Here is a 13,238-nt window from a genome sequence, read left to right as displayed (position 1 = left end):
TCTCATGCAGCGCGGGACACCTCCAGCCAAGAGCAAGGAGTGCGATTGTGAAAGCAGTGACATGGCAGGGCAGGCGCTCGTTGGCCGTCATAGACGTCCCCGATCCCGTCATCCAGGAACCAACGGACATAATTGTCCGAATAACATCCACGGCTATATGCGGCTCGGACCTGCACCTCTACGAAATCCTGGGCCCCTACATGCACAAGGGTGACGTCATAGGCCACGAGCCCATGGGAATCGTTGAAGAAGTAGGTTCGGAGGTCCACAGGCTCCAAAAGGGCGACCGCGTTGTTGTGCCTTTCAACATCTCCTGCGGCCGGTGCTACATGTGCAACCAAGGCCTGCAGTCGCAGTGCGAAACAACGCAGGTCAAAGCCAAGGGCTCAGGGGCTGCACTCTTTGGATACTCCGAACTCTACGGCTCCGTCCCGGGTGGCCAGGCACAGTACCTGCGTGTGCCTTTCGGTGACTACGGCCCCATCAAGGTGGATTCAAACCTGCCTGATGAACGCTACCTGTTCCTCTCCGACATCCTGCCCACTGCCTGGCAGGCCGTGGAATACGCCAACGTCCCCGAGGGCGGCACGTTGGCGGTGCTCGGACTCGGTCCTGTGGGCCAGTTCGCCTCCAGAGTTGGCATCCACAAAGGTTTCCGCGTCATTGGCGTGGACCCGGTTCCTGAGCGCCGGGCCATGGCGGAAGAACACGGAGTAGAGACCATGGACTACAGCTCGGACGTCGCCGCCCAGATCCGCGAGGAGACCCTGGGTCGCGGTCCGGACGGAGTGGTGGATGCCGTAGGCATGGAAGCCCACGGGTCACCGGTGGCATCATTCCTGCACCGGGCGGTCTCCCTCCTCCCCGACAAGCCGGCGCAGGTGGCCATGGAGACCATGAGCGTGGACCGCCTTGCCGCCCTCCACACGGCGGTGGACCTGGTGCGGCGTGGTGGGACTGTTTCACTCAGCGGCGTTTACGGCGGCCAAGCCGATCCGATACCGCTCATGACAATGTTCGACAAGCAGATCCAGCTCCGCATGGGGCAATGCAACGTACGCAGCTGGACTGACCAACTGCTCCCCTTGGTAGAGGACGACGCCGATCCGCTGGGAGTCATGCACCTGGTCACCCACACAGGTGGCCTGGATGAGGCGCCTGCCCTCTACGAGAAATTCCAGAAGAAGCAGGACGGCTGCATCAAAGTGGTCCTCAAGCCCTGATCGGTGGATGAACTGGCCGCAGCGGCTTAGGCGAGGTGCTTTCCGCCGGTCACCCCGATGACTGATCCGGAGATGTAGCTGGACTCCTCCGTAGCAAGGAGAACGTACGTGGCGGCAAGTTCAGCAGGCTGGCCTGCCCGTCCCAGAGGCGTGTCCTGGCCGAACTTCACGATCTTCTCCTCGGGCTGGGTTGGTGGTTGCAAAGGGGTCCACACCGGACCGGGAGCTACGGCATTGACCCGGATCCCCTTGGATCCCAGGGATTCTGCCAACGAGAACGTCATGCTGTTGATGGCCGCCTTGGTGGCGGCATAGTCGATGAGCGAGGGACTCGGATGGTAGCCCTGGATCGATGAGGTGTTGATGATCGAGGCCCCGGGGTGCAAGTGGGACAAGGCCGCTTTGGTAAGCCAGAAGAGGGCGTAGACGTTGCTCTTGAAAGTCCGGTCGAACTGCTCGCTGCTGAGGTCTTCGATCCCCTGGCTGGTGGTCATTTGGAACCCCGCGTTATTCACCAGGACGTTCAGGCCACCGAACTCTTCCAGGGTTTGGGCGATGACTTCCTGGCAGAATTCCTCGTCCCGCAGATCCCCCGGAAGCGCCAGTGCACGGCTGCCCGCGGCTTCGATCAACTGGACCGTCAATTCGGCGTCCTGCTCCTCTTCGGGCAAATACGTAAACGCCACATCAGCACCTTCACGGGCGAACGCAATGGCTACGGCTCTTCCAATTCCGCTGTCTCCGCCTGTAATCAGGGTCCGGAAACCCATCATGCGGTGATGGCCCACGTAGCTTTGCTCTCCATGGTCCGGGCGCGGGTTCATTGCCTCGGTCCAGCCCGGGTAGTCCTGGGTTTGCGGTTCGAACTCCCCGGACGGATACATCGTCCGTGGATCTGATGCGTCTTCAGGATCCTCCGCCGGGTTAAGGACGTGGTTCTCCAAAGCCATCACGATGTCTTCGTCGAGATCCGTTGTTGACTCGGCCTGCTCGGATTCCTCTTTTTGCTTGGGCTGCCCGGTTTCTTCGTTCCGCTCATCCTGTGCCATGCCTAATTCTAAGCATCCTGACTATTCGCGCCCAGCGTCAGCCCAAGTAGGTCGCACTTAAGCGCGTTTTGAGAGCTCAGAACGCGCTTAAGTGCGACCTAGTTGGGTGGGCGCGGCTACTTCTGGGCGGGCAGCACCAGTGCTCCTGACTTATCCGTGGACAAGGCAAGGGAGGAGATGAAGCGGGGTTCGCCGTCGGGACCGTCCTGGCCTGACCGGAGCATGTCCGGGCGTTCGAACTCAAGGCCAGTGACGTGGCAGAGAAGCTTCTCATCGCTGGGGTTTCCATCGGCGTCGAACATGGGCAGGTCAATCCCGTCGTCGGTGCGGCGGAGGTAGTAGCGGCCACGCGTCGCCAAAGCCAGAACCGGGGGAAGCACCAAAGCAAGGACGACGGCGAAAATTGGCGAATACGGCTGAACTCCGGCACCGAAAGCCCCAAAAAAGACCGCGATGGACATCCCTGCGGACACCAGCATGGAAACGAAACCGACCGGGTTGACGGCGTAGAGCATGCCCCGGCGGAACTCAGGAACCTTGGGCGAGATCTTCAACAGGTACTTGTTGATCGCAATATCGGAGGCAACGGTGACCACCCAGGCCATGGCGCAGTTGGCGTAGAAGCCAAGGATGGTGTTGAGGAACTCGAACATGTTCGACTCCATGAGGACCAATGCGATCACCAGGTTGACCACCACGAACACCATGCGGCCCGGGTAGGTCTTGGTGATGCGGGTAAACGAATTGGTCCAGGCAAGCGAGCCGGAATAGGCGTTGGTGACGTTGATCTTGATCTGCGAAATAACCACCAACACAACAGCCAGGGACATCGCGAGCCAGGCCGGCATCATCTCCTGGTACACACCCAGGAACTGGTGGACGGGTTCGTTGGCGTGCACGGACGCGGCGGGATCGAGCCTGGCGATCAAGTAAATGGCAATGAACATGCCCACAACCTGCTTGATGGCACCAAAAATAACCCAGCCTGGTCCTGCAAGAATTACAGCACGCCACCAAGCACCCTTGTTCTCCGCGGTCTTGGGTGGCATGAAGCGCAGGTAATCGATCTGCTCTGCGATCTGGGCCATCAGCGAGAGGCAGACTCCGGCAGCCAGCATCACGGAGGCGAGATTGGTGCCGCCCTCGCCCGAAGCACCGGTGTAAGCAAAGAAGGCGTCGATGCTTTCCGGGTGTGACAGCAGCAGATAACCAACCGGAACCACCATGAGCAGCAACCACAACGGCGTGGTCCACACTTGCAAAGTAGCCAGCGTCTTCATCCCATAAATCACCAGCGGAATGATGATGATGGTGGACACGGCATACCCAATCCACTGCGGGACGCCGAGCCCCAATTGAAGACCCTGGGCCATGATGGAACCTTCGAGGGCAAAGAAGATGAAAGTGAAGGTCGCGAAAATGATGTTCGTGACCACTGACCCGTAGTAGCCAAAGCCGGACCCGCGGGTGATGAGGTCGAGGTCGATGTTGTACCGGGCAGCGTAGTAAGCGAGCGGAAAGCCCGTGGCGAAGATGATCACTGCGGCCACGATGATGCCGAAGATGGCATTCACCGTGCCGTAGGCGATGCCGATGTTCGCGCCGATGGAGAAGTCAGCCAGGTAGGCGATCCCGCCAAGGGCACTGGTCGCCACCACACCGGCGCTCCATTTCCGGTAGGAGCGAGGCGCGAACCGAAGTGTGTAATCTTCCAGACTCTCCTTCGCTGCGCTCATCGCATCGGCGTTCCCCGCCGTCGTAGTTCTTTGGGTGTCTGTCAGAACGTCGCTCATCCGTGCTCACTCTCGCAATTCGTGGTCGGTGCTTCGCCAACGACGCTAGTCACGCAGCGGGTCAAATCAGTCACAACGATGTTTCACAGCTGTAACTTCTGCACCAGCCGTATCCGTCGCAACCCATAAGGGTGTTCCAAAATCCGTGACGCCACTTTGTGCGGACCCCACAAAATCGCGATGCGCACCCCCGGATACCGTCAAGTCCATGACGACCCAAGCAACCCAAGAAGCCACTGGCTACGCCATCCTGGACACCGCACGCGAGCAGGTCCTTGAGCGAGGTGAAGGCCTCAATGAAGCCCAGCTTGTGGAGATCCTCCAACTTCCGGACGAGGCCATCCCCGCTGCCCTCCAGCTCGCCCACGAGGTCCGCCTCAAGCACTGCGGCGAGGACGTCGAAGTGGAGGGCATCATCTCCATCAAGACCGGTGGCTGCCCCGAAGATTGCCATTTCTGCAGCCAATCAGGCCTGTTCGATTCCCCGGTCCGCGGCGTGTGGCTGGACATCCCGGAACTCGTGAAGGCCGCCAAGGAAACGGCCGCCACCGGTGCCACCGAGTTCTGCATCGTCGCAGCTGTCCGTGGCCCCGACATCAAGCTCATGAACCAGATCAAGTTCGCGATCGACCGTATCAACGAGGAAGTTGAGATCAATATCGCGTGTTCCCTCGGCATGCTCACGCAGCGCCAGGTTGACCAGCTGGCCGAATGGGGCGTCCACCGCTACAACCACAACCTCGAAACCGCCCGCAGCTACTTCCCCGAAGTAGTGACCACGCATAGCTACGAGGAACGGCTGGACACGTGCAACATGGTCAAGGCCGCCGGCATGGAATTGTGCTGCGGTGCCCTGATCGGCATGGGCGAAACCGTGGAGCAGCGTGCTGAACTCGCCGCGCAGCTCGCGGCGCTGGAACCGCACGAGGTCCCGCTGAACTTCCTCAACCCCCGCCCCGGCACGCCGCTGGAAAACCAGGGAATCATGGACGGCAAAGACGCCCTCCGTGCCATCGCCGCGTTCCGCTTGGCCATGCCGCGCACGGTGCTCCGTTACGCTGGCGGCCGCGAACTGACCCTCGGCGATCTCGGCACCCGCGAAGGCCTGCTCGGTGGCATCAACGCCGTGATCGTCGGCAACTACCTCACCACCCTGGGCCGACCCGCCACCGCCGACCTCAACCTCCTGGTGGAGCTCAACATGCCCATCAAGGAACTCCAGAAGTCGCTATGACCGCTGTAGGCGCCACGACGGCGGAATACTGCGGGCACTGCGGGGGCGCGCTTGCCGGCACCCAAGGCGAGCGCCCGACGTCGGACGCTCACCAGGGCTGCCAGCAACGGTTGGCGATGGAGCCGCCCCGCTATTGCGCGCAGTGCCGCCGCCGCATGAAGGTACAGGTGACGCCGTTGGGATGGTCGGCCGAGTGCTCGCGCCACGGACTGGTGTCCCGATGAGTTCCCTGATCGAACGGGACCGGGCGAGCCTGTGGCATCCTTACGCTCCGGCTTCCGGGACACTCCCGCTTTGGGAAGTTGAGGCGGCCGACGGCGTGGCGCTGCGCTTGCGGGACGAGGACGGCCGCATTCATGAGGTGCTGGATGCGATGTCGTCGTGGTGGTCGGTGATCCATGGATACCGCCATCCTGTGCTGGATGCTTCGGTTCAGCGCCAGCTGGGCTCCTTCAGCCATGTGATGTTCGGCGGATTGACGCATCAGCCCGCTGTGGATCTTGCTGAGAACCTGCTGGCTATGGCACCAGGGGAGTCCGGCCGACAGCTGGAGCGCGTGTTCCTGGCAGATTCGGGTTCCATCTCGGTGGAGGTGGCCCTGAAGCTGGCTGTGCAGTTCCAGACGGCGTCGGGGCGCCCGCAGCGGCAACGTTTCCTGACTGTCCGCGGCGGGTATCACGGCGACACCTTCGCGGCGATGGGCGTTTGTGATCCCGTTGACGGAATGCACTCAGCCTTCCCTGGCCTGTTGGCGGGCAATGTGTTCGCGCCGCGTCCTCCAGCCGCGGCGACGGCCACGCCAACAAGCATCAGTGACTGGCGGACGTCAGTGGAGGCGCTGGCCCGCGAGCATTCCAATGAGCTGGCGGCGATCATCGTGGAGCCTGTCCTGCAGGGGGCCGGAGGCATGTTCATCTACCCCGCCGAGTGTGTGCGGATCCTCCGTGAGGTGGCTGATGAGTATGGGCTGCTGCTCATTCTGGACGAGATCGCCACGGGCTTTGGCCGAACGGGCGCGTTGTTCGCGGCGACTCATTCCGGCACCGTCCCGGACATCCTGTGTGTGGGCAAGGCCCTCACGGGTGGGTACATGACGCTGGCGGCAACTTTGTGCACGGGTGAGGTTGCCCGGGTGGTCTCCGGCGGTGCTGCCGGTGCGCTCCTTCATGGCCCCACCTTCATGGGAAATCCGCTCGCCTGCGCCGTTGCCAATGCGAGCCTGGGGCTGCTGCGGGACGGAGATTGGCGTGCGGACGTTGAGCGCCTGGGCGCAGGACTCGGGGAGGGACTGGCCCCGGCGTTGGTGCTCGACGGCGTGAGGGACGTCCGGACTATCGGCGCCGTGGGCGTCATTGAGTTGGCGGACGCGGTGGACGTCGCCGCAGTGACCCGGGCTGCCGTGGAGCACGGCGTGTGGGTCCGCCCGTTCCGCAACCTTGTCTATACGATGCCGCCGTACATCAGCTCAGCCTCCCAGATCAGGACCATCACCGCGGGCATGGTGGCTGCAGTTTCCGCCGCCGCAGACAGGCTGGAGGCCAGAGCATGAGCGTCTCCATGACCGCCTGGCTGGAACAACAGGCCGGGGTCCGCGAGCGCCGGGGGCTGGTTAGGAAGCCGTCAGTGCGTGGCCCGCAGGGCGCCCACGGCAGTGACAGCGGCGGACAGCGCCGGATGATCGACCTCGCCAGCAACGACTACCTTGGCCTGTCCACGGACCCGCGCCTGGCGGAAGCCGCCACTGACGCGATCAGGCGGTGGGGCACTGGAGCTGCATCGTCCCGGCTGGTGACAGGCACCACGGAACTGCATCTCGAGTTGGAGGACCAGCTGGCTGCGCTGACCGGAGCAGAGGCTGCGTTGGTGTTCTCCTCCGGCTACCTGGCTAATCTGGGTGTCACCACGGCCCTGGGTGGTCCCGGAACACTGATTGTGGCGGACGAGTACTGCCATGCCTCGTTGATCGATGGTTTTAGGCTGAGCCGCTCTGAAGTGCGGGAATTCAAGCACAATGATGCAGCGGACGCGGCACGGCTCCTGTATGGGCGGACACAACCACGGGCCTTGGTGGTGGTGGAGTCCATCTACAGCGTGGGCGGGGACGCTGCTCCCTTGGCGGAGTTGTTCAGCCTGGCCGAAGAAAACGATGCCGTGCTGCTGATCGACGAGGCCCACAGCCTGGGTGTTGCCGGCCTTGGCGCCTTTCAAGGGCGCGGCGCTGTGGCGGGCACCAGCCTGGCGGACCATCCCGGCGTCGTCCGCACGGCCACCTTGTCCAAAGCATTGGGCAGTCAGGGCGGTGCGGTGCTCGGTTCCAAGCTGCTGCGCGAGCACCTCGTGAACCGTTCGCGAAGCTTCATTTTCGACACCGCGTTGGCCCCGCCCGCCGCGGCTGCTGCGATGGCCGCCGTCGGAATCATCCGGCAGGAACCTTGGCGCGCCGCGGCTGTCCACCACAACGCAGCCGCCCTCGCCGCCCAACTGCCACCCGCGCTGGAACGCCCAGCCGCCGTCGAGCGCTCTGCCGGAGCAGTGCAATCCATCCCCATGGCCTCGGCGGAAGCGGCCTTGGCTGCGAGCCAAGCCGCCTTGGCTGCCGGCGTCCAGGTGGGGTGTTTCCGTCCACCTTCAGTGCCCGACGGCATCTCCCGCCTGCGCCTGACGGCCCGGGCAAACCTCACCCCCAATGACCTCGACCACGCCTGCGCAGTGCTGCGCGACATCCTGGAGCGAACCTCATGAAACTTCCACGCATCATCCTGGTGACCGGTACTGATACCGGCGTCGGGAAGACCATCACGACGGCGGCACTCGCCGCAGCGCTCACGCAACGCGGCTGCTCGGTGGCCGTCTACAAGCCCTGCCAAAGCGGCAACGTCGACGGCGATTCGGACTGCGCGGAAGTGGTGCGGCTTGCCGGCCCACTCACGGCCGAGGCCGGCGTCGTCCTGGAACAGCCGTTGGCTCCCGTCCCCGCTGCTGCCTGTGACGAAGTGGTGCTGCCGCAGCTTGCTTCGCATGCCGAGCGAATCCGCGCACTGGCCAACACCCATGACCATGTTCTCGTGGAAGGTGCAGGCGGGGTGCTGGTTGAGTTGGACCACGACGGCGGGACGCTGGCTGACCTGGGCACACTCCTGGGCGATTCGGCTGGGTTCGCCGTGGTGGCGCGGCCATCGCTGGGCACCTTGAACCACACGGCGCTGACGCTGGAGGCCCTGGACCGACGGGGCTTGCCGGTAGTGGGAGTGGTGCTTGGGAGTTGGCCCGCCGTCCCCGGGGCTGTGGAGCGCAGCAACCGCGCCACCATCTCGGACTGGCCGGTGCCGCTGCTGGGTGCCATCCGGCACGAAGCCGCAGGGTTGGCCCCCGAGGTGTTTCGCGAACAGGCGGCCTCGTGGCTTGTGGGGGTGCCGGCATGAGCACCGTGACCACATGCCCGTACAAGGTGTTACGCGATCCGGACACCGTCCGCGAGGTCCTTCACCGCCCTGGCGACTTCAGCCCAGCCAACGCGCTGCTGGCCGTGACACCGCTGAGCGGCCAGGCCCTCCGCATCCTGCAGAAGGCACGGTTCGCCCTTCCACCGGTCCTGGCCAGCAACCACTCCCCATCACACGCCGCTATCCGCAAAGTGGTGGCGGGCTTCTTCACTCCCGCCAAAGTTGCTGCCATGGAACCGCGCATCCGGCAGCTCTCCCGGGAGTCAGCCGCCGCCGCAGCCCGGCTCCTGGACTCTGCAGGAAACGTTGATTTGGTGCAGGCAGTGGCCGCCTATCCCCCGGCAGTCGTCATGCTCGAAATGCTGGGCCTACCCGTCCGGGACCTTCCCCAGTTGAAGGCATGGAGCCTGGACTCGCTTGAGCTTTTCTGGGGCTGGCCGGATCCTGAACGTCAGCTGGAACTGGCCCACACGGCGGCGGACTTCTACACCTGGCTGCGCGAGCTGGTCCTGGAAGCCGTGGCCGCGCCTGCACTCGAGGGTACATCCAACCTCTTCAGGGCACTCGCAGACCACGGCCTCAGCACGCCGGAGATCTGTTCACTGGGCTACTTCCTGCTCATCGCAGGCCAGGAGACCACCACGCAGCTCATCAGCACCACGCTCTTCCGGCTGGCCGAAGGCTCCCGGGGAATCACCTGGGACGAGGCATCCTCCAGTGCCAAGTCCCGGGACATTGTCCGGCATGTGCTGGCCACTGAGTCTTCCGTGCCTACATGGCGCAGGGTGGCCACCCGCGATACGGAGCTCAACGGCGAGCCAGTGCTTGCCGGGGAAGAAATCCTGGTGGAGTTGACGGGGAACCACGGCTTTCCGTGGGCAGCCGGGGAAAGCGCCGAACACCAAGGACCCACGCCCTACGGCCTGGCCTTTGGCTCAGGAATCCACCGCTGCCTTGGTGCGAAACTCGCCGAACTGGAGGCCGCCGTCGTGGTTCAGGAAACTACTGCGGCCCTCAAGGGCGCCCGACTCCGCGACCCAAACCCCGAATGGCTCCGTTTGCTATCGTTCCAGGCTCCCCGGACAGTGACAGTGATGCCTGGGTAGGCTGGACTTTATGGGCGAGAGCCGGGACTTGCTGACGCCGGAGCAGCGCAGCCGAAACATGTCCAGGATCCGGGGCAAGAACACCAAGCCCGAGTTACTGGTGCGCAAACTCCTGCATGCCAAGGGCTACCGTTATCGGCTGCACGGGCAGGCTGGCGGGACCAAGCTGCCGGGTCGCCCTGATTTGGTGTTCTCCAGCCGCCATAAGGTCATTTTCGTCAACGGCTGCTTCTGGCACTTCCATGACTGCAAGGTAGGACTGCACTCTCCCGCTGCCAATGCGGAGTTCTGGGAGGCCAAGCGCACCCGGACCCGTGAACGCGATCTGGCCCAGAGGGAACAACTGCGCGCCGATGGTTGGGACGTGCTGACCGTGTGGGAGTGCGAGCTGCGGAACAGCTCAGTCCTCGAAGAACGGCTGACAGTGTTTTTGGAGGGCGGAACGCCCTATGGCGCCTTGAATCCCGAAGATTCCGCCGACTGATCAGTGGCGGTACGGGAGCCCTGCTCCCACAACGCATATGCTGACGATCCGCCAATACCAAGCAGCACCGTCAGGCAAAACACGATGATGACCATGAGACCCACCGAGGGCCGAACACCACCGTTCATGCTGATTCCCGTTTCTGTGCCCACGCCCTGATCCCCCGCTCTCGGCGATTACTCCATTTCCTTTACTTACTTTCGGGGCCTCTGATCAAGACTCCCTCTGAGTCCGCTCAAGATTGGATCAAGCTTTCGATTCCGGGCGTTCCAAATGTTCCCCGAGACCTACTGTTGAATCGTGAATCTATTGCTCGGAGGCGGGAGGGGTTTGGTGTCTGAGTATGACGAGTGCACAGACTCACTGGTTGATCCCACGGTCCTCACCGAACTCCAGGCAGAACTTGGCGGAGACCAATCCATCGTCAACAGGTTCGTCCGCAGCTACATAGACCTCCTGCCGTGGCGGGTTGGCCGCCTGCATCACGCGCTGAACAACCTGGACATGGAAGATGCCATGGACGCGGTGCTAAGCCTGAAGACATCCAGCGAGATGGTGGGCGCCATCTGCATGCGCCGCTTGGCCACTGAATTGGAGATCAGCATCAGGCTCCTCCCCAACGCCAGCCACCTTCAGGAACTTAGGCCCCAAGTGAACTTGATCGAGGCATTCGTCTTCGGAACGATCTGCGAACTCCAAACACCACTTTCGTAAAGATCTTCACGAAAATAAAGAAAACCGTTGACTCGCTAAAAATCTTCACTATAGTTGTGTGAGTTAGCTCACCAACGAAGGATGCGGCAATGACTACCGAGACTCCTGCACCGCCAGCCACCAGCGAACTGCTGGCAACTGTGGGGAACAAGGTGCGCACCATGCGCAAGGCAAAGGGCATGACCCTCGCCCAACTCTCGGACATCACGGGCCTCAGCCAGGCGATCGTCAGCCAAATCGAACGCGGAATGGCCAACCCTTCCTTTACCACCCTCGCCCAATTGGCCCACGGCCTGGATATCCCCGTAGGGAGATTCTTCATTGGCCAGGACCAATCCACCTCACCCGTGGTCCGCAGATCCGAACGACGCAACCTGAAGAACGTCACCCGTGAATCCGTGGGCGAAGCCGTACACGAACTGCTGACTCCCAACCGCGACGGAAGCATCGAAGCGCAGTGGATCAGCACGCCCCCAGGGCACGACACCAGCGCAACCCCTTTTACCCACAGCGGTGAAGAGTTCTGCTACATCATTTCCGGCCGTAAGGACGTCTATCTCGACGGCGTCTGCTACAGCCTGGAAGAGGGCGACTCGATCACCTACTCCTCAGAAATCCCCCACTGGTACAAGAACAGCTACGAAGAGGTATGCGTAGCCATCTGGGTCAACGCACCACACGCGTGGTAACACTGCTGCCCCTCAACGGCGCCAGCGTTTTCCCTTAACTGTCCGGACACGAACCGTGGCCGCAGACAATCCTTGCCACTTTCGCACAACACGCCTCCTCCAACAGGCGTTCCTGCGTCATACCCTCCCACGCCCTCCGTGGCGTCAGCGTAAGGACACTTCCATGCTCAACACCCAAACGACGGACAACGCCGTCCCGTCACCAAGCACCAGCCACTCCTCCCCCACAAAGAACCCAAAGTTCACTCCCCAGGTCCGCAAAGGACTGTTGGGCCTTGGCCTCGGCAACGCCCTTGAATGGTACGACTGGATGGTCTTCGGCCTCCTGTCAGCCTTCATCGGACCGAACTTCTTCCCCAACACAGAGCCACTCTCCGCCACCCTGAACGCGCTGGCCGTGTTCGCCGTCGGGTTCGCCTTCCGCCCCTTGGGCGGCATACTGCTGGGGACGCTCGCAGACCGGATCGGCCGGCGTCGGGTCATGCTCTTGTCCATCATGCTCATGGCCGGCACCACGCTGATCATTGCCATCACACCCAACTACGCCACCATCGGCGCCTGGGCCGGCGTCATCCTGCTGGTGTGCCGCGTCCTGCAAGGTATCTCCACAGGAATCGAAGCCCCGCTCTCCACCTCCCACGCTGTGGAGCTTGCCCCGGAAGGCCGCGAAGGCTACGTCGCCGGCATCATGTCCTTCTACGTGAACATCGGCATCCTGCTGGCCTCGCTGGTGAGCTTCCTTTGCAGCCTTGTCCTCGGCGGCGCAGCCATGGCCGATTGGGGCTGGCGCGTACCGTTCATCATCGGCGCAGCCTTCGGTTTCGTGGTGCTCTACCTGCGCCGTTCCCTGCCGGAAACCCTCAAGGCCGAGGAAATGGCCACGAACACGCCGCGTGCCGTGTGGTCCGGAGTCCGTAGGCACTGGCTCTCCGTCCTTGCCATCATCTTCGTGGTGGGTGCAGCACAGGCCTACAACTACGCCTGGAACGTTGGCCTTCCCAGCGCAGCCCGCAGCGGTTTCAAGGAAGACCCCACCGCGGTGTTTGCCCTCACCACCATCCTGGGCGCCATCCTGGTGGTTGGCAGCTGGATCATCGGCAAGTTGGCCGACGGCAAGGCGATGTCCAAGTGGTTCCTGGTGACCCGCATCCTCGCCATCCCGTCCGTGTTCCTCATGCTGATGTACGTTCAGCCCGGAATTGGCGGATTCGCCGCAGTCCTCCTGGGCGGCTCAATCGTCCTGGTCCTGAACATGACCCTTTACAACGTGGTCAGCTCATCCCTGATGCCCAAGAACATCCGCGGCACCGGCGTCGCCTTGGGCTATGGCATCGGCGTGGCACTCTTCGGTGGCACCGCCTCCTACCTTTTGGTCTGGTTCCAGTCCCTGAACCTCACCTGGATCTTCCCGGTCTACGTGGCCGTCCTCTCCATCCTCAGCATCGTTTTCTACCTCGCCGCACGCCGCTCCAACGGCATCTTCGTCGGAAAGTAAGGAACCTC

The 13,238-nt window shown here is 62.7% G+C and carries 12 protein-coding genes; 10 read left to right on the top strand and 2 right to left on the bottom strand.

From position 1 onward, the window contains the following. The first annotated feature begins 47 nt into the window (after positions 1–47). Complete coding sequence (locus LDN75_RS05330) at positions 48–1,223, top strand: zinc-dependent alcohol dehydrogenase (RefSeq protein ID WP_223936121.1); 1,176 nt, start codon at positions 48–50, stop codon at positions 1,221–1,223. A gap of 26 nt (positions 1,224–1,249) precedes the next feature. Here LDN75_RS05330 and LDN75_RS05325 read toward each other — a convergent pair whose 3' ends face one another. Continuing rightward, positions 1,250–2,272, bottom strand: coding sequence for an SDR family oxidoreductase (locus tag LDN75_RS05325; RefSeq protein WP_275959805.1), 1,023 nt, complete (start codon positions 2,270–2,272; stop codon positions 1,250–1,252). Positions 2,273–2,388: 116 nt separating this feature from the next. Further along, positions 2,389–4,065 (bottom strand): hypothetical protein, encoded by a 1,677-nt coding sequence (locus tag LDN75_RS05320; protein ID WP_223936120.1) that lies wholly within the window; start codon positions 4,063–4,065, stop codon positions 2,389–2,391. Between the two features lie 208 nt (positions 4,066–4,273). On the opposite strand from LDN75_RS05320, the gene bioB reads away from it, so the two are divergent. The 9 genes from bioB to LDN75_RS05275 all read left to right on the top strand — a co-directional run bounded on the left by bioB (position 4,274) and on the right by LDN75_RS05275 (position 13,230). After that, entirely contained in the window at positions 4,274–5,299 is a 1,026-nt protein-coding gene (bioB, locus tag LDN75_RS05315) for a biotin synthase BioB (protein WP_223936119.1), read from the top strand. A gap of 220 nt (positions 5,300–5,519) precedes the next feature. Next, positions 5,520–6,848, top strand: coding sequence for an adenosylmethionine--8-amino-7-oxononanoate transaminase (gene bioA, locus LDN75_RS05310; protein WP_223936118.1), 1,329 nt, complete (start codon positions 5,520–5,522; stop codon positions 6,846–6,848). Beyond that, entirely contained in the window at positions 6,845–8,041 is a 1,197-nt protein-coding gene (locus LDN75_RS05305) for an 8-amino-7-oxononanoate synthase (protein ID WP_223936117.1), read from the top strand. Before bioA ends, LDN75_RS05305 begins: the two co-directional genes overlap by 4 nt. Next, a complete protein-coding gene (gene bioD, locus LDN75_RS05300; RefSeq protein ID WP_223936116.1) occupies positions 8,038–8,721 on the top strand; it encodes a dethiobiotin synthase in 684 nt (227 codons plus the stop codon). The genes LDN75_RS05305 and bioD overlap by 4 nt, the downstream gene beginning before the upstream one ends. After that, complete coding sequence (locus LDN75_RS05295) at positions 8,718–9,848, top strand: cytochrome P450 (RefSeq protein ID WP_223936115.1); 1,131 nt, start codon at positions 8,718–8,720, stop codon at positions 9,846–9,848. Before bioD ends, LDN75_RS05295 begins: the two co-directional genes overlap by 4 nt. Before the next feature lie 10 nt (positions 9,849–9,858). Next, positions 9,859–10,332, top strand: a complete 474-nt coding sequence (locus LDN75_RS05290) for a very short patch repair endonuclease (RefSeq protein WP_223936114.1) — start codon at positions 9,859–9,861, stop codon at positions 10,330–10,332. A gap of 333 nt (positions 10,333–10,665) precedes the next feature. Beyond that, a complete protein-coding gene (locus tag LDN75_RS05285) occupies positions 10,666–11,046 on the top strand; it encodes an Hpt domain-containing protein (RefSeq protein WP_223936113.1) in 381 nt (126 codons plus the stop codon). Between the two features lie 89 nt (positions 11,047–11,135). Continuing rightward, a complete protein-coding gene (locus tag LDN75_RS05280; protein ID WP_223936112.1) occupies positions 11,136–11,735 on the top strand; it encodes an XRE family transcriptional regulator in 600 nt (199 codons plus the stop codon). Positions 11,736–11,898: 163 nt separating this feature from the next. Beyond that, positions 11,899–13,230, top strand: coding sequence for an MFS transporter (locus LDN75_RS05275; RefSeq protein ID WP_223936111.1), 1,332 nt, complete (start codon positions 11,899–11,901; stop codon positions 13,228–13,230). The last annotated feature ends 8 nt before the right edge of the window (positions 13,231–13,238 follow it).

Origin of the sequence: Arthrobacter sp. StoSoilB5 (genome assembly GCF_019977235.1) — a bacterium.
In the GTDB taxonomy this organism is placed as follows: domain Bacteria; phylum Actinomycetota; class Actinomycetes; order Actinomycetales; family Micrococcaceae; genus Arthrobacter.
Note: the sequence above shows the minus strand (reverse complement) of the source record. Positions and strands in the feature narration are given on the sequence as shown.

Coding starts and splice junctions, on each gene's coding strand:
- LDN75_RS05325 (WP_275959805.1), bottom strand. CDS start 2,272: ATGGCACAGGATGAGCGGAACGAAGAAACCGGGCAGCCCAAGCAAAAA.
- LDN75_RS05320 (WP_223936120.1), bottom strand. CDS start 4,065: ATGAGCGACGTTCTGACAGACACCCAAAGAACTACGACGGCGGGGAAC.
- bioB (WP_223936119.1), top strand. CDS start 4,274: ATGACGACCCAAGCAACCCAAGAAGCCACTGGCTACGCCATCCTGGAC.
- bioA (WP_223936118.1), top strand. CDS start 5,520: ATGAGTTCCCTGATCGAACGGGACCGGGCGAGCCTGTGGCATCCTTAC.
- LDN75_RS05305 (WP_223936117.1), top strand. CDS start 6,845: ATGAGCGTCTCCATGACCGCCTGGCTGGAACAACAGGCCGGGGTCCGC.
- bioD (WP_223936116.1), top strand. CDS start 8,038: ATGAAACTTCCACGCATCATCCTGGTGACCGGTACTGATACCGGCGTC.
- LDN75_RS05295 (WP_223936115.1), top strand. CDS start 8,718: ATGAGCACCGTGACCACATGCCCGTACAAGGTGTTACGCGATCCGGAC.
- LDN75_RS05290 (WP_223936114.1), top strand. CDS start 9,859: ATGGGCGAGAGCCGGGACTTGCTGACGCCGGAGCAGCGCAGCCGAAAC.
- LDN75_RS05280 (WP_223936112.1), top strand. CDS start 11,136: ATGACTACCGAGACTCCTGCACCGCCAGCCACCAGCGAACTGCTGGCA.
- LDN75_RS05275 (WP_223936111.1), top strand. CDS start 11,899: ATGCTCAACACCCAAACGACGGACAACGCCGTCCCGTCACCAAGCACC.